Origin of the sequence: Stenotrophomonas sp. Br8 (assembly GCF_014763005.1) — a bacterium.
GTDB lineage: Bacteria > Pseudomonadota > Gammaproteobacteria > Xanthomonadales > Xanthomonadaceae > Stenotrophomonas > Stenotrophomonas lactitubi.
In genome coordinates this window covers 62281-80501 of the sequence record NZ_JACGTN010000006.1, presented here as the reverse complement: position 1 = coordinate 80501, position 18221 = coordinate 62281, and the positions used below count along the sequence as shown (strand labels likewise).

General features: G+C 66.8%; 15 protein-coding genes. 7 read left to right on the top strand and 8 right to left on the bottom strand.

The genetic code is table 11. The features are described from left to right. Window positions 1-48: 48 nt before the first annotated feature. From mtnC to H3005_RS06085, 5 genes are all read right to left on the bottom strand, one after another. Window positions 49-744 carry an acireductone synthase gene (gene mtnC, locus H3005_RS06105; RefSeq protein WP_100465222.1) on the bottom strand — a complete coding sequence of 232 codons (696 nt, stop codon included), beginning with the start codon at window positions 742-744 and terminating at the stop codon, window positions 49-51. 3 nt (window positions 745-747) lie between these two features. Further along, the gene (locus H3005_RS06100) at window positions 748-1305 is read right to left on the bottom strand and encodes an acireductone dioxygenase (RefSeq protein ID WP_025874787.1); all 558 of its coding nucleotides are present in this window, start codon (window positions 1303-1305) and stop codon (window positions 748-750) included. A gap of 92 nt (window positions 1306-1397) precedes the next feature. After that, entirely contained in the window at window positions 1398-2039 is a 642-nt protein-coding gene (locus tag H3005_RS06095) for a methylthioribulose 1-phosphate dehydratase (protein WP_049467062.1), read from the bottom strand. Window positions 2040-2589: 550 nt separating this feature from the next. Further along, window positions 2590-4017 (bottom strand): amino acid permease, encoded by a 1428-nt coding sequence (locus H3005_RS06090; RefSeq protein ID WP_100552419.1) that lies wholly within the window; start codon window positions 4015-4017, stop codon window positions 2590-2592. Between the two features lie 97 nt (window positions 4018-4114). Next, complete coding sequence (locus H3005_RS06085; protein ID WP_100552420.1) at window positions 4115-5590, bottom strand: amino acid permease; 1476 nt, start codon at window positions 5588-5590, stop codon at window positions 4115-4117. Between the two features lie 176 nt (window positions 5591-5766). On the opposite strand from H3005_RS06085, the gene H3005_RS06080 reads away from it, so the two are divergent. Then, window positions 5767-6336, top strand: coding sequence for an NUDIX hydrolase (locus tag H3005_RS06080; RefSeq protein ID WP_191077770.1), 570 nt, complete (start codon window positions 5767-5769; stop codon window positions 6334-6336). Between the two features lie 276 nt (window positions 6337-6612). On the opposite strand, the gene serA is transcribed toward H3005_RS06080, so the two are convergent. Next, window positions 6613-7854 (bottom strand): phosphoglycerate dehydrogenase, encoded by a 1242-nt coding sequence (gene serA, locus H3005_RS06075; protein WP_089240876.1) that lies wholly within the window; start codon window positions 7852-7854, stop codon window positions 6613-6615. A gap of 169 nt (window positions 7855-8023) precedes the next feature. Between serA and H3005_RS06070 the strand changes: the two genes are divergently transcribed. The 3 genes from H3005_RS06070 (at window position 8024) to H3005_RS06060 (ending at window position 11614) form a co-directional block, all read left to right on the top strand. Then, a complete protein-coding gene (locus tag H3005_RS06070; RefSeq protein WP_100465227.1) occupies window positions 8024-9412 on the top strand; it encodes an FAD-binding oxidoreductase in 1389 nt (462 codons plus the stop codon). A gap of 62 nt (window positions 9413-9474) precedes the next feature. Then, complete coding sequence (locus H3005_RS06065) at window positions 9475-9774, top strand: DUF2388 domain-containing protein (RefSeq protein WP_100552422.1); 300 nt, start codon at window positions 9475-9477, stop codon at window positions 9772-9774. A gap of 40 nt (window positions 9775-9814) precedes the next feature. Then, window positions 9815-11614 carry a DUF4105 domain-containing protein gene (locus H3005_RS06060; protein ID WP_191077769.1) on the top strand — a complete coding sequence of 600 codons (1800 nt, stop codon included), beginning with the start codon at window positions 9815-9817 and terminating at the stop codon, window positions 11612-11614. Here H3005_RS06060 and H3005_RS06055 read toward each other — a convergent pair. Beyond that, window positions 11592-12659 carry an ATP-binding protein gene (locus tag H3005_RS06055; RefSeq protein ID WP_100552424.1) on the bottom strand — a complete coding sequence of 356 codons (1068 nt, stop codon included), beginning with the start codon at window positions 12657-12659 and terminating at the stop codon, window positions 11592-11594. The genes H3005_RS06060 and H3005_RS06055 overlap by 23 nt on opposite strands. Continuing rightward, entirely contained in the window at window positions 12659-13375 is a 717-nt protein-coding gene (locus H3005_RS06050; RefSeq protein ID WP_089240884.1) for a response regulator, read from the bottom strand. Before H3005_RS06050 ends, H3005_RS06055 begins: the two co-directional genes overlap by 1 nt. Before the next feature lie 130 nt (window positions 13376-13505). On the opposite strand from H3005_RS06050, the gene H3005_RS06045 reads away from it, so the two are divergent. Genes H3005_RS06045 through H3005_RS06035 form a run of 3 tightly spaced genes read left to right on the top strand, consistent with a single transcriptional unit; the run spans window position 13506 to window position 18219 of the window. Continuing rightward, entirely contained in the window at window positions 13506-14660 is a 1155-nt protein-coding gene (locus H3005_RS06045; protein ID WP_100552425.1) for an efflux RND transporter periplasmic adaptor subunit, read from the top strand. A gap of 21 nt (window positions 14661-14681) precedes the next feature. Continuing rightward, window positions 14682-17846, top strand: coding sequence for a multidrug efflux RND transporter permease subunit (locus tag H3005_RS06040; RefSeq protein WP_191077768.1), 3165 nt, complete (start codon window positions 14682-14684; stop codon window positions 17844-17846). Continuing rightward, window positions 17827-18219 (top strand): nuclear transport factor 2 family protein, encoded by a 393-nt coding sequence (locus H3005_RS06035; protein ID WP_191077767.1) that lies wholly within the window; start codon window positions 17827-17829, stop codon window positions 18217-18219. The genes H3005_RS06040 and H3005_RS06035 overlap by 20 nt, the downstream gene beginning before the upstream one ends. Window positions 18220-18221: the final 2 nt, after the last annotated feature.

The following is an 18221-nucleotide window of genomic DNA, read 5'->3' as shown; positions in this document are numbered from 1 at the left end:
GAGCGGTACCCGGTAGCCGATGCCGCAGAGCCCATCGGCGGGCCGCGCTTACAGTTGGATCTGCTGGAAGTTCTCGACGCGATCATGGCCGTTGGCGGCTGCGCCGATGCGCGGCATCGGGTAGTCCTCCAGGCGATCGATCAGGCGTGTCTGCAGGCCGGCTTCGCGAGCGGCGTCCAGTTCCTCGACGACGTCGGACAGGAACAGAATCTCGCCAGCGGGAACGCCGATGGCCTGCACGATGTGGCGATAGCTGTCGGCCTCGCGCTTGCCACCGACTTCGGTATCGAACCAGCCCGACACCAGCGGACTGAGGTCACCGGCATCGCTGAAGCCGAAGAACAGCTTCTGCGCCGGCACCGAACCGGAGGAGTACACATACAGCGGCAGGCCCGAAGCGTGCCACCCCTTCAGCACCGGCGCTACTTCCGGGTAGAAGTGCGCGGTGTAGTCGCCACGACGGTAGCCCGCATCCCAGATCAGCCCCTGCAGGGCCTTCAGCGCGGTGTGCTTGCGGTCCTGGTCGATCCAGCCCTGCAGCGTCTCGGCCACCAGGCTGTCCTGGCAGGCGCCGCCGATCTCGGTGGCGACGGCGTCCAGCCAGCGACGCACCTCCGGCTGCTGGCCATGTTCGGCGACGAAGCCGGGCAGCGCCTGGCGTGCGTACGGGAACAGCACGTTCTTGACGAACGAGATGCTGCTGGTGGTGCCTTCGATGTCGGTCAGGATGACGCGGGGCTGCATTGATCAGGACGCCTGGGTCGGAATGTAACGGGGGAATTTCTGCGCGATGTCGGTGCCGGTGAAGTGACCGACCCAGCCATCCGGCTCGGTGAAGAAGCGGATCGCCACGAAGCTCGGCTCATCGCCCATGTCGAACCAGTGGGTGGTGCCGTCGGGCACGGCGATCAGGTCATCCTTCACGCACTCGATCTCGTAGACCTTGTCGCCCACGTGCAGGGTGAACAGGCCCGAGCCGGCGACGAAGAAGCGCACTTCGTCTTCCTTGTGGAAGTGTTCGTCGAGGAACTTCTTCCTCAGCTCGGCGCGGTTCGGGTTGTCCGGCGCGATCGAGGCCACGTCCACGCTCTTGAAGCCGCGCTCGGCGACCAGGCGGTCGATGTCGGCGCGGTAGGCGGCAAACACCTCGTCCTGGCTTGCGCCCGGGGCGACCGGCGCGGTGGCCTGCCAGCGTTCAAAGGTGACGCCGATCTTCTGCAGTTCGGCAGCGATGATCGCGCCGTCCTGGGTATCCAGCAGCGGCGATTCGGGGTGGGTATCGTCGTAGATGCGCAGTCGGCTCATGGCGGCAGCTTGAACGTCTCGGGGGGAGGACAGGGTAGCAGGGTGGCGTCGATGGCCAGATTCCAGAATGGCATCTGGCCTTACCGGAAACGTCAGCGGCGCAGCTTGCGCAGCTCCAGCTCGCAATGCAGCAGGAACTCGAACGCTTCCATGTGCCGGCGCGCTTCGGCCATGTCGCGGCCCCAGGCGTACAGGCCGTGGCCGTCGATCAGGTAGCCCCACAGGGTCTGCGTGTCGAGCAGGGCGTCGACCTGGGCCGACAGCACGTCCATGTCCTGGGTGTTGGCAAACACGGGGATGTCGATGGCCATCTCGTGGGTGCTGTTGCCGGCGAAGGCCTTCAGCAGTTCGTAGCCCTCCACCCGGATATGCCCCTGCGGCGCATACAGGCGCGAGGCGATGGTCTGCACCGGCGAATGGGTATGCAGCACGCAGCCGATCTCCGGGAAACGGCGATACAGCTGGGTATGCAGCAGGGTTTCGGCGGAGGGGCGCAGCGGGCGGCCGACGGCCTTGCCATCGAAGTCCACCACCATGATGTCGTCTTCGATCAGCCGGCCCTTGTCCTTGCCGGACACGGTGATCGCGGCGTGGCGGTCATCCAGGCGGTGGGAGAAGTTGCTGCTGGTGGCCGGGGTCCAGCCGGCCTGGGCCAGTTCGCGGACGTTGTCGATCAGCAGCTGGGCCAGTTCGCTCAGGCGCGCGGTGTCGTAGGGGAAGGTGGGGGCGTTCATGGGGGCGATTTTACTGGATTCGGCCAACGGCTGAGCCCCTCGTGGCTGGTCGCGTAGAGCGGTTCATGGGGTGGGCGGGGCAGGTGGGCCGTGCAGGGGACGCTGCAAGTACGTCCCTGTAAGCTCGATGGCGCCATCCATGGCGCCAAGGCCCCTGCACGCCCCACCCGCCCCACCCCTGACAGGTTCCTGCGGGCGGCCAGCCACGGAGTGAAGAAGGAAAAGCGAAAGCGGATCGCTTCGCTGCGCTTGCTCGGAGCGGAGCATGGCTCCGCTCTACAGCAGATTCGTCCCCGAGCATTCATTTCCGGGAACGCTTCATCCACGCATGGCGTGGATCTACCGACAGCTGCGTGGACCTGTCGAAGGCGGGGAGGGGGGAGGTTGCGGGGGCGTGAGCCGCATGGATGCGGCGACCGAGCTTACAGGGACGTACTTGCAGCGTCCCCCGCAATCTCACCCCTCCCCGTCAAACCCTCAGAGCCGCCGGTGCCGTTGCTCTGGCTTCAAAGGCAGGTGCAGGGCCGCAGGCCCTGCAATGCAGAAAACCTCACTTCCCCCGCAGGCGGCTGTGCTTGAACCCGTAGAAGAAATAGATCACGAAGCCGACAAACGTCCACACGCCCATCAACATCCAGTTGTGCAGCGTCATCGCCGACAGCAGCGCCAGGCAGCTCAGCACGCCCAGGCTGCAGATCAACCACGCGCCCCGGATGCGGAACGGACGCGGCAGGTCCGGCTGCGTGCGGCGCAGGATCAGTACACCGGCACAGACCGCGGCGAAGGCGATCAGCGTGCCCATCGAGGTCAGTTCACCGAGGATGTCCAACGGGAACAGCGCCGCCAGCAGGGCGATGCCGATGCCGGTGATGACCGTATTGATATGCGGCGTGCGGTACTTCGGGTGGATCTTGGTGAACACCGGCGGCAGCAGGCCGTCGCGACCCATGATCATGAAGATGCGCGGCTGGCCGATGATCATCACCAGCACCACCGACGACAGGCCGATCAGCGCACCGATCTCGACCACCACCCGCAACCAGCCCAGCTGCGGATGCGCGGCCACGGCGGTCACCACCGGCTCATCGGTGCCCAGCAGCTGGTAGGGCACCAGGCCGGTCATGACCGCAGCCATCGCGATGTACAGCACCGTGCAGATCACCAGCGACAGCATCATGCCGATCGGCATGTCGCGCTGCGGCTTGTGTGATTCCTGCGCTGCCACCGATACCGCTTCGAAGCCGATGTAGGCGAAGAACACCATCGCCGCACCGCGCAGCACGCCTTCCATGCCGTACTTGCCGGGGCCTTCGTTGGCCGGGATGAACGGGGTCCAGTTGCTGGTGTCCACGTATTTCCAGCCGACCACGATCACCAGCACGATCAGGCCGGTCTTGAGGATGACCATGGCCATGTTCATCGCCGACGACTTGCTGATGCCGACGTAGCACAGCCAGGTCAGCAGCAGCACCAGGATTGCGGCAGGGATGTTGGCGATGGCGCCGGTGGGGCGCAGCTGCGCGTCCAACGGGGCGCTGACCAGCGCAGCCGGTAGATGGATGTCGAAATGGCTGAGCAGGCTGAGGAAATAGCCGGTCCAGCTGACCGCCACGGCCGAGGCGGATACGCCGTACTCGAGCACCAGCATCCAGCCGATGAACCAGGCCGAGAGCTCGCCGAAGGTGGCGTAGGTATAGGTATAGGCGCTGCCGGAGACCGGCACCATCGCCGCGAACTCGGCATAGGCCAGGGCGCAGAAGGCGCAGCAGATCGCGGCCAGCACGAACGACAGCATGATGGCCGGGCCGGCGTGGTTGGCGGCGGCCTGGCCGGTGATGACGAAGATGCCGCCGCCGATCACCGCGCCGATGCCGAGTGCGGTCAGACCCCAAGGGCCGAGGTGGCGACGCAGGCTGAGGCCGTTGGCGTCTTCGTGGGCGGCGTGCGGGTGCTTGGTGGCCCACAGTTGCTTGAACATGTGTGGTGGTCTTGTGCGGTGCGCCCCGTGAACGGGCGAGGGCGGAAATGCTTGCGGATATCGACGGGCCGGCGCAGGAGCCGGCCCGTCGGGAGGATCAGGGCGACTTGGCCAGCTTGCTGTGGCGCATGCCGTAGCCGAAGTAGATCAGCAGGCCCAGCACGGTCCAACCCACGAACAGGTGCCAGTGCACCACGAACGCCTGCCAGAACAGGAACAGGCACGACAGCGCACCCAGCGGGCAGATCACCCACACCAGCGGCACGCGGAACGGGCGGTGCAGCTCCGGGCGGGTGTAGCGCAGGATCAGCACGCCCACGCAGACCGTGGCGAAGGCCAGCAGGGTACCCATCGACACCAGCTCGCCGAGCACGTTCAGCGGCACCATGCCGGCCAGCGAGGCGGCGATCACGCCGACCACGATCGTGGCCCAGTACGGCGTGCGGAAGCGCTTGTGGACCTTGCCGAACACCTTCGGCAGCAGGCCATCGCGCGAGATGGTGTAGGCGATGCGGGTCTGGCCCATCATCATCACCAGCACCACCGAGGACAGGCCGGCGATCGCGCCGATTTCCACGGCGGTCTTCAGCCAGGACAGGCTCGGGTAGGCTTCCAGTGCGGTGGCCACCGGCTTGTCGGTGCCCAGCAGGTGGTACGGCAGCATGCCGGTCAGCACCGCGCAGACGATGATGTAGACGATGGTGCAGACCGCCAGCGAGCCGAGCAGGCCGATCGGCATGTTGCGCTGCGGGTCCTTGGTTTCACCGGCGGCGGTGGAGACCGCATCGAAGCCGATGTAGGCGAAGAACACGATGGTGGCCGCGCGGAACACGCCACTCCAGCCGAACTCGCCGGACACGCCGGTGTTTTCCGGGATGAACGGATGCCAGTTGGCCGGGTCCACGTGGGCCGCGCCGATGCCCACGAACAGGCAGATCACGAACACCTTGATGGCCACAATGATCGCGTTGACGAACGCGGACTGGGTCACGCCCACGTACAGCAGGCCGGTCACCGCCGCCACGATCAGTACCGCCGGCAGATTGAACAGCTTGCCGGAGGCGGCGAACTCGTGCCCGTTCCAGGCGATCGGCGCCGCACTCAGCGCGTCCGGGAACGGCATGTGCAGCGTGGTGGTGATGAAGCTGATCAGGTACGCCGACCAGCCCACCGCGACCGAGGCCGAGGCGAACAGGTACTCCAGCACCAGGCACCAGCCGATGAACCAGGCCATGCCCTCGCCGAGGGTGGCATAGGAGTAGGAATAGGCGCTGCCGGAGACCGGCATCATCGCGGCGAACTCGGCGTAGCACAGGCCCGCCAGCGCGCAGGCGATCCCGGCGAACACGAACGACAGCATCACCGCCGGACCGGCGTGGTTGGCCGCGGCCTGGCCGGTGAGCACGAAAATACCTGCGCCGATCACCGCACCAATGCCAAGCATGATGAGGTGTTTCGCCGTGAGGGTCCGTTTCAACGTGGCTTCGCCGTCCAGGCTGCCTTCGATGGGTTCGCCGGCATCGACGTGCCCGGCCGGTTCGACCGGCTTGACCCTCAACAGAGCTTTCAGCATGCAGTACTTCCTGATGATCGGATTGGGAGGGCTGCCGGTACATTGCCAGCGGCCCGAATGGTGAAGGCCGCGCAAACGGCCCGCTGTACCTTAGCCAATGCTGAAGGCACCGCACAAGCGCAAACGCAACAATGAGCGGCGATAATGACCGGTATTTTTCCGGGCACCCCGCATTCATGAGCGAAACCACCGAATCCCTTGCCGTGCTTGACGATCGCCTGCGCCGCCTGCTGCATGACTATGCGCGCAAGGAACCCGCCCACGACGCCCTCGCTGCCGAATTCGGCACATTGATCGACGATGTGGAGGATGCGTTCCGCCGCGAGCGGCTGGCAGGCCATTTCACCGCCAGCTGCTGGCTGGTCAGCGCCGATGGCAAGCGCCTGCTGCTGACCCATCATCGCAAGCTGCAGCGCTGGCTGCAGCTGGGCGGCCACGCCGACGGCGACCGCGACCTGGCCCGGGTGGCGCTGAAGGAGGCCGAAGAGGAGTCTGGCCTGACCGGGTTGGTGCTGGACGATCCGGCGATCTTCGACCTGGACAAGCATTGGATTCCGGAACGCAAAGACGTGCCGGGGCACTGGCACTACGACGTGCGTTTCGTGATCCGTGCGCTGGGCGGGGAGGATTTCGTGCTCAGCGAAGAGTCGCTGGAGCTGGCCTGGCGGCCGGTGGCCGAGGTCGCCGGCGATCCGCAGTCGGATGAATCGATGCAGCGCATGGCGCGGCGCTGGCTGGCGCGCTGAAAAAAGCATCCACGCATGGCGTGGATCTACTGGTCGCGCGATCTCTTGGTAGATCCACGCCATGCGTGGATGGCGCAGTATCCAAACGGGCGCAATGCCAGTAGATCCACGCCATGCGTGGATGGCGCAGTATCCAAACGGCCGCAATGCCGGTAGATCCATGCCATGCGTGGATGGCGCAGTATCCAAACGGGCGTAATGCCAGCAGATCCACGCCAAGCGTGGATGGCGTGGTGCCGGATGCATTCCGCCGGGGCCCGCCCGGCGGCGCGCCACTCAATACAGGATGCGCGTGCGCAACGTGCCCGGAATCGCCGCCAGCTCGTCACGCACCGCGCTGGCCTGTTCCTCGCTGGCGGTGATGTCGATCACCACGTAACCCACCTTCGGGTCGGTGCGCAGGAACTGGCCGTCGATGTTGACGTTGTGCCGCGAGAAGATCTCGTTGACCTTGGACAGCACGCCCGGCACGTTCTGGTGGATGTGCAGCAGGCGCAGGCTGTCGGCGTGCTCGGGCAGGGTCACTTCGGGGAAGTTGACCGCCGACAGGGTGCTGCCGTTGTCGCTGTAGCGCACCAGCTTGGCGGCCACTTCGATGCCGATGTTGTCCTGTGCTTCCAGCGTGCTGCCGCCCACGTGCGGAGTCAGGATCACGTTGTCGTGGCGGGTCAATGGTGATTCGAAGATATCGCCGTTGCCCTTCGGCTCGACCGGGAACACGTCCAGCGCCGCGCCACCGATGTGGCCGCTGGCCAGCGCAGCATCCAGCGCATCGATGTCGACCACGGTGCCGCGCGCAGCGTTGATCAGGTGCGCGCCACGGCGCATCTTCGCCAGCTCGGTGCTGCCGATCATCCACTGCGTGGACGGCGTCTCCGGCACGTGCAGGGTGACGATGTCGGCGCGCGCCAGCAGGTCATCCAGGCTGGCCGCGGCACGGGCATTGCCCAGCGACAGCTTGGTTTCCACGTCGTGGAAGATCACCTGCATGCCCAGCGATTCGGCCAGTACGCCCACCTGGGTGCCGATATGCCCGTAGCCGATGATGCCCAGCACCTTGCCGCGCACCTCATGGCTGCCGCTGGCCGACTTCGACCAGCCACCGCGATGGCATTCGGCGTTCTTCTGCGGGATGCCGCGGGTCAGCATGATCGCTTCGGCGATCACCAGCTCGGCGACGCTGCGGGTATTGGAGTAGGGCGCGTTGAATACCGGAATACCGGCCAGCTCGGCCGCATCCAGGTCGACCTGGTTGGTGCCGATGCAGAAGCAGCCGACCGCGATCAGGCGCTTGGCCTCGGCCAGCACCTCGGCGCTGAGCTGGGTGCGCGAACGGATGCCGACGATGTGCGCCTCGGCGATGCGCGCCTTCAGTTCGTCCTCGGGCAGTGCCTTGGTGTGCGCCTCGATCTGGCTGTAGCCGGCGGCGCTGAACACCTCCACGGCGGTCTGGCTGACCCCCTCCAACAACAGCACGCGGATATCCTGCTTCGGGAACGAGGTCTTCTTCGGCGACATGGGGCGGCACGGCCAGTGGGACAGGGGCTGACCACTATGCCAGATCGCAACGCCCATGGTGCAGTGCGCAATTGGTTGCAACTGCAGCTATTGATGGCGCTGCAGGGCTGGACGCTGGGCCCGGCCGCTGGCACGCTTGCCCGTTCTTCACGCACCGCGCTGGACCGTCATGACCGATTCCCGCATCGCCTCGTTGCAGCAGGCCTGTCCCGGCCTGAAGCTGAAGACCGACCCTGCCGACCTGGAGCATTACGGGCGCGACTGGACCCGGCGCTGGACGCCGGCGCCGCTGGCGATCGCGTTGCCGGCCACGGTGGAAGAAGTGCAGGCGGTGATGCGCTGGAGCGCGGCCGAAGGCGTGGCAGTGGTTCCGTCCGGTGGTCGCACCGGCCTGTCCGGCGGCGCGGTGGCGGCCCATGGCGAGCTGGTGCTGAGCCTGGAACGGATGAACAAGGCGCTGGACTACGATGCCGTCGACCGTACCCTGGTGGTGCAGGCCGGCATGCCGTTGGAGGCGCTGCACAACGCCGCGCTGGAGCACGGCCTCATCTATCCGGTGGACTTCGCTGCACGCGGCTCGTGTTCGATCGGCGGCAACATCGCCACCAATGCCGGTGGCATCCGGGTGATCCGCTACGGCAATACCCGCGAATGGATCGCAGGACTGAAGGTGGTCACCGCCACGGGCGAACTGCTCGAGCTCAACAAGGGCCTGATCAAGAACTCCAGCGGCTACGATTTCCGCCAGCTGCTGATCGGCTCGGAAGGCACCCTGGGCGTGATCGTCGAGGCCACGGTGAAACTCACCGACCCGCCGCCGGCCAGCAACGTGATGCTGCTGGCGCTGCCCAGCTTCGACGTGCTGATGCAGGTGTTCGCCGCCTTCCGCGCGCGACTGCAGCTGCAGGCGTTCGAATTCTTCACCGACCGTGCGCTGGAGCACGTGCTGTCACACGGCGCGCAGGCACCGTTCGATGAAGTACACCCCTATTACGTGGTGACCGAATTCGCTGCCGGCGATGAAGCGCAGGAAGCTGCGGCAATGGCCGCCTTCGAAGACTGCATGGGCAATGGCTGGGTCAGCGACGGGGTGATCAGTGCCAGCGATGCCCAGGCGGCGCAGCTGTGGCGCCTGCGCGAGGGCATCACCGAGGCGCTGGCGCGCTACAAGCCCTACAAGAACGATGTCTCGGTGCGGATCTCGTCGATGCCGGCGTTCCTGGCCGAGACCCAGGCGCTGATCGGCGACGCCTACCCGCATTTCGATGTGGTCTGGTTCGGCCATATCGGTGACGGCAACCTGCACATCAATGTGCTCAAGCCGGATGACACCAGCGATGCCGACTTCGTGACCCAGTGCGAGCACGTGACCAAGCTGCTGGCGCAGGTGCTGGCGCGCTTCAATGGCAGCATTTCGGCCGAGCACGGCATCGGCCTGGTCAAGAAGGGCTACCTGGACAGCACCCGTGGCCCGGCCGAGATCGGGCTGATGAAGGCGGTCAAGCGCGCGTTCGATCCCGAAGGGCGGCTGAATCCCGGAAAGTTGTTCGACCTTTGACACGGGCAAAGACTTCACCCAGCCGTTACGCTCCACCCACCCAATCGATGAACTCCCTGACCATGATCCGTCCGCTTCTGCTGGTTGCCCTGTTGTCCCTGCCGCTGGCCGGCTTCGCTTCGAGCTTTGCCGGCACCTCGGCCGGGTCGGCGACGGGCGCTTCTTCGGGTTCCTCGGGCAGCAGCTCGGGCGATGACAAGGTGGTGCTGGCTGCACGCGATGATGCGGCGGCTTTTGTCGCCAGCGATGGCCAGATCCGTGGCGCACGCCTGCAGGCGGCACTGGTGCACCTGCGCGAGCACGATGCAGCTGCACAGCAGCAGAGCGACCTGCAGCTGGCGCGCGCGCTTCTGGCGCGTTGATCCAGCGCCCGGGTAGTGCCGGCCGCTGGCCGGCAACCTCATGACATCTGTTCGGAGCGCAGCCACGCATGGCGTGGCTCTACTGCTGATCGCTCACGCTGCGCATGCGGCTGAGCGCCTGCAGCTGGACCCGACCGGGCTGAGCCCGGCGCAGCAGCAGGTGGCGACGCAGACACTGAGTGATGTGCAGTCGCTGCTGCCGGAAGGCCTGCTGCGGGCATTGCCCGCGCAGGTAAAGGTCGGCTGGCGTGACGACCTGCCCGCGAACGTACATGGCCGTGCCTTCGCCGGACGCATCGCGCTGCGTCGCGACCTGCTGGATGATGACGTGGCCGGTGCCCGCCGCGCGCGGCGTAGCGCGCTGGTGCATGAACTGACCCATGTCGCCGACCGCACTGTTGCGAACTGGTCGCGCAGCGCCCGCTGGCGTGACCTTGCAGGTTGGCAGCGCAAACCCTGGCACCTGGGCCGTGGCGACAACGCCTTCCGCGACCGCAGTCCCGATGCCTATGAACTGACCGACCCGACCGAGTACCTGGCGGTGAACGCCGAACACTTCGTGCTCGATGCCGAGTTCGCGTGCCGGCGCCCGGCGCTGGCGCAATGGTATCGCGCACACTTCGGTACGCCGCCATCGTTGCCTGCGCCGCACTGCGCGGGCACCGTTCCGTTGCTGCAGGCCGACGCGGAAGAGGGCGCCGCGTCGCTGCTGGCACTGGACCCGGCCCGCGTCTACGCCGTGGACTATCTGTTCGCCGAAGGCAGTGCGCAGCCGATGAGCCGCTGGGGCCACAGCATGCTGCGACTGGTGATCTGCCGTCCTGGCCGCGCACCGGGACCGGACTGCAGGCTGGACCTGGAGCATCACCGGGTGCTGTCCTTTCGCGCCTTCGTCGGCGACGTGCAGATTTCCAACTGGCGCGGCCTGACCGGTGGCTATCCTTCGCGCCTGTTCGTGCTGCCGCTGCAGCAGGTGGTGGACGAGTACACCAAGGTCGAACTGCGCGGACTGGCCTCGCTGCCGCTGCAGCTGGACCGCAGTGAGATCGCCAGCCTGCTCGAGCGCACTGCACAGGTGCACTGGAGCTATGACGGCCGCTATTACTTCGTCAGCAACAACTGCGCGGTGGAGACGGCGAAGTTGCTGCAGGCAGGTGTTCCGCGTCTGGGCGAAGCCGGCCTGGCACAGCTGAGCCCGCGCGGGCTGCGGCGACGGCTGGCGCGGCTGCACGCCCTGGACGAGCAGGTGCTGGCCGATCCCGCGCAGGCACAGGCGCAGGGCTACTACTTTGCGTCCGCGCGCGATCACTTCCAGCAGTTGTTCTCGGTTGCCGCAGCGCAGATGGCATTGCCGGCGCGCGATGTGCGCGCATGGCTGGCGCTGCCGGCGCAACAGCGCGCACCGTGGCTGCTGCGCGGTGATGTGCGTGCCAGCGCCGGCCTGCTGTTGTTGGAACAGGCGGCGCAGCGGCGCGCGGAACTGCGGTCACGCGACGCACTGAAGCGACGGTTGCTGGCCGACCCGGACAGCGCGGCCACCCGTTCGCTGCGTGCGTTGCTGGAACAGAGCGGCCAGTGGTTGCGCCCGGGCCAGTTGCTGGCCGACGCTGGTTACGGCCTGCCGCAGGCGGAAGAACAGGCGGAAGTTGCACGGGCAGTGGCCGCTGCCAGCGCACAGACGGTACCCGCCTGGCAGGCGCTGCGTGTGCAGCTGCGCGCGCAGTTGCCGGCATCACAGCAGCGCGAGCTGGATGACATCGACCGCAATCTCGCTGTGTTGGGTGCGCGGGTGCGTGAGCAGGCCGCCGAAGTGCCGCCTACTGGCGCGGCAGCTCGATGACGAAACGACTGCCTCCGGCCGTGCCCGGCGTGCAGTAGACCTGGCCGCCGTGCGCATCGGCGATGGCCTTGACCACCGCCAGGCCGAGGCCACTGCCGCCGCCCAGGCGCGATCGTGAGCCGTCGCCGCGCATGAACGGATTGAAGATGTCCGCGTGCAGGGTCGGGTCGATACCGGGGCCTTCGTCCTCGATCGCCACCTGCACGTGGGCCACGGTGTCATGCACGGCGATGCGTACCTTGCCCGGGTTGGCATAGCGGCGCGCGTTCTCCAGCAAGGCCAGCAGCGCCTGCCGCAACCGCGTCGGGTCGCAATGGGCGGGGTGCTCTTCGCGGCTGGTTTCCAGCTCCAGCACGAAGCCGGCGCTGCGGAAGGCAGGATCGACCAGGGTCATCACCGAATGCACTTCGGCCACAACGTCGGTGCGGGCGCGGCGCACATCGAGGCGGGCATTGTCGGCCAGGCTCAGTACCCGCAGGTCCTCGATCAGCCGCGACAGGCCCTCGACCTGCGCCAGCAGGCTGCGGAACTGCGACTCATCAGGCTGGAACACGCCTTCGGCGAGGCCCTGCAGGCGGCCGCGCAGGATTGTCACCGGCGTGCGCAGTTCGTGGGCGATGGCCGCGTGCCACATTACCCGTTCGCTTTCCATGTGCTGCAGGCGGCGCGCCATCGCATTGAAGTCGTCCACCAGCGCTGCGACCTCGCCGGGGGAGTTGGCCTCGGCCGTGGCGCGCGCGCCGAGATCGCCGCCGGCCAGCGCACGTACGCTGTCCACCAGTGAATTGAGCGGCGACAGGATGCGATGGGCCAGACGGAACGAGGCGGCGATCGCCAGCGCCAGCCCGGTCAGGATCACCCCGACCATCCACGCCAGTTCAGGCCCAGTCGGCAGCCATCCTTCCGGCTCTTCGGCGCTGGCCGGGAAGAACTCGATCAGTACCGCATACAGCAGCCACGAAGAGAGGATCACCATCACGATGACGCCGACGACCATCAGCGACATCGACACGATGATGTGCCGGCTGAGCCCGGAGCGGCGCATCAGCGGTCTGCCATCAGGCGGTAGCCGACACCGCGCACGCTGGCCGGAATCTGGGTGAGGCCCACTTCGTCCAGTTTGCGCCGCAGCTTGCTGACATGGCTGTCCACGGTGCGTTCCAGCGCTTCGCTTTCCGGCAGGCATTCGTGCATCAGCTCGCTGCGACTGAAGATCCGTGACGGCGCCAATGCCATGCAATGCAGCAGCTTGAACTCGGTCAGCGTCAACAGCAGCTCGTGGCTGTAGCCGTCGCCTTCCACATGCACCGCGTGGGTGGCGGTGTCGATCAGCAGCGGGCCGACGCGCAGGGCACTGGGCGCATCCGCCCGCGAACTGCGCAGCGTACGCCGCAGTACTGCGCGAACGCGTGCCGCCACCTCGGCGGGGTTGAACGGCTTGACTACATAGTCATCCGCGCCCATCCGCAGTGCGGTCAGCTTGTCCAGATCCTGGTCCAGCGCGGTCAGCATGATGACCGGCGTTTCGCCGCGCTGGCGCAGCTGGGTCAGCACGCTCCAGCCATCCAGCCGCGGCAGCTGCACGTCCAGCAGTACAAGGTCCGGGCGCATGCTGCGATGCATGTCCAATGCAATCTGGCCATCGGCCGCACGCAGGGTGCGCAGGCCCTCGCGTTCAAGGTAGGCGGCAAGAATGTCGGCGATCTCGGCTTCGTCCTCGACGATCAGGACCAGCGCCGCGAGGGCAGGGGAGGCATGCATGGCAAGGCGAGGCCGGAAGGTGCTTGCCCTCCATCGTATCTCCACAGTTCCTCCATCGAAACCCCATCATCGCCACGCACACTGCGCGCTTCATGATTCGTCAGCCGCGTCTGCGGCACTGTGCACAGCAATGAGAACCTTCAGGACTCCGGTCGCGCTGGTCGCGACCTTCGCCTTGGCCATGACGGCCTGCTCCCGCCCCGAACCCACCGTCGAAGCCGTGCCGCGTGTCAGCGTGGTTACGGTCGGCCCGCAGGTGGTGCAGCGTGATGATGAACTGCCCGGTCGGGTGGCGGCGGTGCGCACCGCGCAGATCCGTGCGCAGGTCGGCGGCATCGTGCAGCGCCGGATGTTCGAGCAGGGCGCGGAAGTACATGCCGGGGAGCCACTGTTCCAGATCGACCCGGCGGCGTTCCGCGCCGACGTCGATTCGGCGCTGGCGGCCCTGCAGCGCAGTGAGGCCGCCCTCGGCCGCAGCCGGGTGCAGTCACAGCGGCTGCAGGCACTGGCCGCCGCGCAGGCGGTCAGCCAGCAGCATCGCGACGATGCCAGCGCCGAGCACGAGCAGGCCCGCGCAGCAGTCAACGAGGCACGCGCGATCCTGGCGCGACGCCAGCTCGATCTGCGCTATGCGACGGTCAGTGCACCGATCGATGGCCGCATCGACCAGGCATTGGTGACCGAAGGCGCGCTGGTCGGCGTCGCCGATGCCGAGCCGATGGCGGTGGTGCAGCAGATCGACCAGGTCTATGTGGACGTGCGCCAGCCTGCATCGCAGCTGCAGTCCCTGCGGCGCGGTGCGGTGGACGGCGAGCTGCCGGTGACGATCATCGGCGCGGCGGGTACGCCGCTGCCCGAGCGCGGCCGGCTGTTGTTCTCCGGTGTCAATGTCGATGCACGCACCGGCGATGTGATCCTGCGCATCCTGGTCGACAACCCTGAGCGGCAGCTGTTGCCGGGCATGTACGTGCGTGCGCGGGTGCCGCGCGGTGCGCCGGCCAGCGCGCTGCTGCTGCCACAGCAGGCGGTGCTGCGCAGCGCCGGTGGCCAGGCCTATGCCTGGGTCATCGCCGCCGATGGCAAAGCAGTGATCCGCACGCTGGAGGTGGACGGTAGCGTCAACCGGCAATGGTTGGTGCGGCATGGCCTGAAGGCGGGCGAGAAGGTCGTGGTGGAAGGCCAGGAGCGCCTGCAGGAGGGCGTGCTGGTCGATCCGCGCGACTGGCAGGTGCCGGTCGCCAGCGCCAACGCCAACGCAACGCCGACACCCGCAAGCCAGGGCTGAGCCCTTCCAGGAACCTACGACATGGCTCGTTTCTTCATCGATCGCCCGGTGTTTGCCTGGGTGCTGGCGATCTTCGTCATTCTGGCCGGCGTGCTGGCCATTCCGCGGCTGGCGGTTGAGCGCTATCCGGCGGTCGCACCTCCCAGTGTCAGCATCTATGCCAGCTATCCCGGCGCCAGCCCGCAGACGTTGAATGACGCGGTGGTCGGCCTGATCGAGCGTGAGCTGTCCAGCGTCAAACACCTGCTGTACTTCGAATCGTCGGTGGACACCTCCGGCGAAGCGTCGATCACCGCGACCTTCAAGCCCGGTACCGATCCCGAGCTGGCACAGGTGGACGTGCAGAACCGGATCAAGGCGATCGAGCCGCGCCTGCCACGCAGCGTGCGCCAGAACGGCCTGTTCGTGGAGGCTGCCGACTCGGGGTTCCTGATGCTGGTGGGCCTGCGCTCACCCGATGGCAGTGTCAGCGAAGCGGCGCTGGGCGATTTCATGGCGCGCAACATCATCGAAGAGCTGCGGCGCATCGACGGCGTCGGCCGCGTGCAGTTGTTCGGTGCCGAACAGGCGATGCGGATCTGGCTGGACCCGACCCGGCTGACCGGCTACGGCCTGACCATGGGCGATGTGGCCAGCGCGATCGAGCAGCAGAACCTGGAGATCGCGCCGGGTCGCATCGGCGATTCGCCCGGTGTTCCCGGCCAGCGCATCACCGTGCCCTTGAGTGCCGAAGGCCAGCTGTCCACGCCCGAGCAGTTCGCAGCGATCGTGCTGCGCGCCGGTGCCGATGGTTCGCGGGTGCTGCTGGGTGACGTCGCCCGGGTCGAGCTGGGTGCGCAGAGCTATGCCTGGGGCACGCGCGAAGACGGCTATCCGGCGACGGCCGCCGGCGTGCAGCTGCGCCCCGGTGCGAATGCGGTGCGCACCGCCACGGCTGTGCGCGAACGCATGGCCGACCTTCAGCCGCTGCTGCCGCACGGTGTTGAGTCCAGCATTCCGTTCGACACCGCGCCCTTCGTCAAGGTATCGATCCAGAAGGTGCTGCAGACCCTGGTCGAGGCGATGCTGCTGGTGTTTGCGGTGATGTACCTGTTCCTGCAGAACTGGCGCTATACGCTGATCCCCGCCCTGGTCGCGCCGATCGCGCTGTTGGGCACCTTTGCGGTGATGCTGGCACTGGGTTTCTCGATCAACGTATTGACCATGTTCGGCATGGTGCTGGCGATCGGCATCATTGTTGACGACGCTATCGTGGTGGTCGAGGGCGTGGAGCGGATCATGGCCGAAGAGGGCCTGCCGCCGCGCGAGGCCACGATCAAGGCGATGCGTGAGCTGACCGGTGCGGTGATCGGCATCACCCTGGTGCTGACCGCGGTATTCATCCCGATGGCGCTGGCCAGTGGCTCGGTCGGTGCGATCTACCGCCAGTTCAGTGTGGCGATGTCGGTGTCCATCCTGTTCTCGGCACTGCTGGCGCTGAGCCTGACCCCGGCGTTGTGCGCGACGCTGCTGCGCCAAGGCACGCGTGGTCACCATGGCCGCGGCGGTGTGTTCGGTGCGTTCAACCGTGGCTTCGAGCGGATGACCGGGCGTTACCGGCAGGGCGTGGCGGCGGTCCTTCGGCGCAGTGGCCGGGTGATGGGCCTGTTCGCTGCCTTGCTGGTGGCACTGCTGATCGGCCTGCATTGGTTGCCGGGTGCGTTCCTGCCTGAAGAGGACCAGGGCTATTTCATGACCTCCATCCAGCTGCCGGCCGAAGCAACCGCCGAACGCACGCTGGCGGTGGTCGAAGCCTACGAGCAGCACGTCGCCTCGCGGCCGGCGATCGCGTCCAACCAGGCCATCCTCGGCTACAGCTTCTCCGGTTCCGGCCCGAGTGCAGCACTGACCTACACCATGTTGAAGGACTGGGGTGAGCGCGGCGGCAGCACCGCAGCGGACGAAGTAAAGGCGGCGCAGCAGGCCATGGCGACTGTGCCGGAAGGTGAGGTGATGAGCGTGATGCCGCCGGCCATCGACAGTCTTGGCCGTTCCTCCGGGTTCTCGTTGGCGCTGCAGGCACGTACCGGGCAGGGCCAGGCCGAGCTGCGGGCCGCCCTGCAGCAGTTGCTGAAACTGGCAGAGGCCAGCCCGCTGCTGGCCGAAGTGCATGCCGATGGCATGCCGGCGGGCAGCAACGTGCGCCTGGACATCGATCGCGCCAAGGCCGAGGCGATGGGTGTGGCGTTCACCGACATCAGTGCAACGCTGTCGGCGGCGATGGGCTCGCAGTACGTCAACGATTTTCCCAATCGCGGACGCATGCAGCAGGTGATCGTGCAGGCCGATGCGCCGCACCGGATGCAGCTGGAGGACGTGTTGAAGCTGTATGTCCGCAACAGCGAGGGCGGCATGGTGGCGTTGTCCGAGCTGGTCACCGCGCACTGGACCGAGGCGCCGCTGCAGCTGCAGCGTTACCTGGGGTTCCCGGCATTGAACCTGTCCGGCGCACCCGCCAGCGGGGTCTCCACCGGTCAGGCGATGATCGAGATGGAGCGCCTTGCACAGCAGCTGCCAGCGGGCTTCGCCCTGCAGTGGACCAGCCAGTCGCTGCAGGAGCGTGAGTCTGGTGCACAGGCGCCGTGGTTGCTGCTGCTGTCGATGCTGGTGGTGTTCCTGGTGCTGGCGGCGTTGTACGAGAGCTGGTCGATTCCGCTGGCGGTGATGCTGGTGGTGCCGTTGGGCCTGCTCGGCGCCGTTGCTGCAGTGCTGCTGCGCGGGATGCCCAATGATGTGTTCTTCAAGGTCGGCATGATCACGGTGATCGGGCTTTCGGCGAAGAACGCGATCCTGATCGTCGAGTTCGCCCGCCAGCTGCAACAGCAGGGACGCGGCCTGGTCGAGGCGACCATCGAAGCGGCACGCCTGCGGCTGCGGCCGATCGTCATGACCTCGCTGGCGTTCGCGCTGGGTGTGGTGCCGCTGATGCTGGCGCAGGGTGCTTCAAAGGAAACGCAACAGGCCATCGGTACCGGCGTGTTCGGCGGCATGGTCAGCGCGACCGTGCTGGCCGTGTTCTTCGTGCCGGTGTTCTATGTGGTGGTGCAGGGCGCGCAGCATTGGCTTGCGCAGCGCCTGCGCCGACGCCGGCCGACGCCGGGAGGAAGCGTGGATGGAAAGCAGGTGGATGGAAAGCAGGAGCCCTGAGGGCCTGTACGAGGCGCAGCTGCGCGTGCTGGAGCAGCAGCTGCGGGATGCGCTGCTGGACGGCGACCATGGCGCAGCCACTGCGCTGCTGTCACCGGTGTTGTTCATGATGGACGGACAGGGCGGTCGGATGCTCGACCTGCCCTGGCTGAGGGACTGGCGGCAAGGACGCCTGCAGATTCTTGCGCTGCAGGTGCATGCAGTTGAAACGTTGCTGTGTGGACGCCTGGCATTGTTATCCGGCGATGTTCAGCTGCATGTGCATTGGCTGGGACGCGAACACGTGCAGCGCTTTCGCCTGTTGCGCGTCTGGACAAGCGCTTCCAGTGCCAGCGGCGCGCAGCTGCTGTCGATGGCGGTGCTGGCAGGCTGAAC

Excerpts from the sequence above, each read along its gene's own strand:
- mtnC (WP_100465222.1), bottom strand. The coding sequence starts at position 744 with ATGCAGCCCCGCGTCATCCTGACCGACATCGAAGGCACCACCAGCAGC.
- H3005_RS06100 (WP_025874787.1), bottom strand. The coding sequence starts at position 1,305 with ATGAGCCGACTGCGCATCTACGACGATACCCACCCCGAATCGCCGCTG.
- H3005_RS06095 (WP_049467062.1), bottom strand. The coding sequence starts at position 2,039 with ATGAACGCCCCCACCTTCCCCTACGACACCGCGCGCCTGAGCGAACTG.
- H3005_RS06090 (WP_100552419.1), bottom strand. The coding sequence starts at position 4,017 with ATGTTCAAGCAACTGTGGGCCACCAAGCACCCGCACGCCGCCCACGAA.
- H3005_RS06085 (WP_100552420.1), bottom strand. The coding sequence starts at position 5,590 with ATGCTGAAAGCTCTGTTGAGGGTCAAGCCGGTCGAACCGGCCGGGCAC.
- H3005_RS06080 (WP_191077770.1), top strand. The coding sequence starts at position 5,767 with ATGAGCGAAACCACCGAATCCCTTGCCGTGCTTGACGATCGCCTGCGC.
- serA (WP_089240876.1), bottom strand. The coding sequence starts at position 7,854 with ATGTCGCCGAAGAAGACCTCGTTCCCGAAGCAGGATATCCGCGTGCTG.
- H3005_RS06070 (WP_100465227.1), top strand. The coding sequence starts at position 8,024 with ATGACCGATTCCCGCATCGCCTCGTTGCAGCAGGCCTGTCCCGGCCTG.
- H3005_RS06065 (WP_100552422.1), top strand. The coding sequence starts at position 9,475 with ATGATCCGTCCGCTTCTGCTGGTTGCCCTGTTGTCCCTGCCGCTGGCC.
- H3005_RS06060 (WP_191077769.1), top strand. The coding sequence starts at position 9,815 with ATGACATCTGTTCGGAGCGCAGCCACGCATGGCGTGGCTCTACTGCTG.
- H3005_RS06055 (WP_100552424.1), bottom strand. The coding sequence starts at position 12,659 with ATGCGCCGCTCCGGGCTCAGCCGGCACATCATCGTGTCGATGTCGCTG.
- H3005_RS06050 (WP_089240884.1), bottom strand. The coding sequence starts at position 13,375 with ATGCATGCCTCCCCTGCCCTCGCGGCGCTGGTCCTGATCGTCGAGGAC.
- H3005_RS06045 (WP_100552425.1), top strand. The coding sequence starts at position 13,506 with ATGAGAACCTTCAGGACTCCGGTCGCGCTGGTCGCGACCTTCGCCTTG.
- H3005_RS06040 (WP_191077768.1), top strand. The coding sequence starts at position 14,682 with ATGGCTCGTTTCTTCATCGATCGCCCGGTGTTTGCCTGGGTGCTGGCG.
- H3005_RS06035 (WP_191077767.1), top strand. The coding sequence starts at position 17,827 with ATGGAAAGCAGGAGCCCTGAGGGCCTGTACGAGGCGCAGCTGCGCGTG.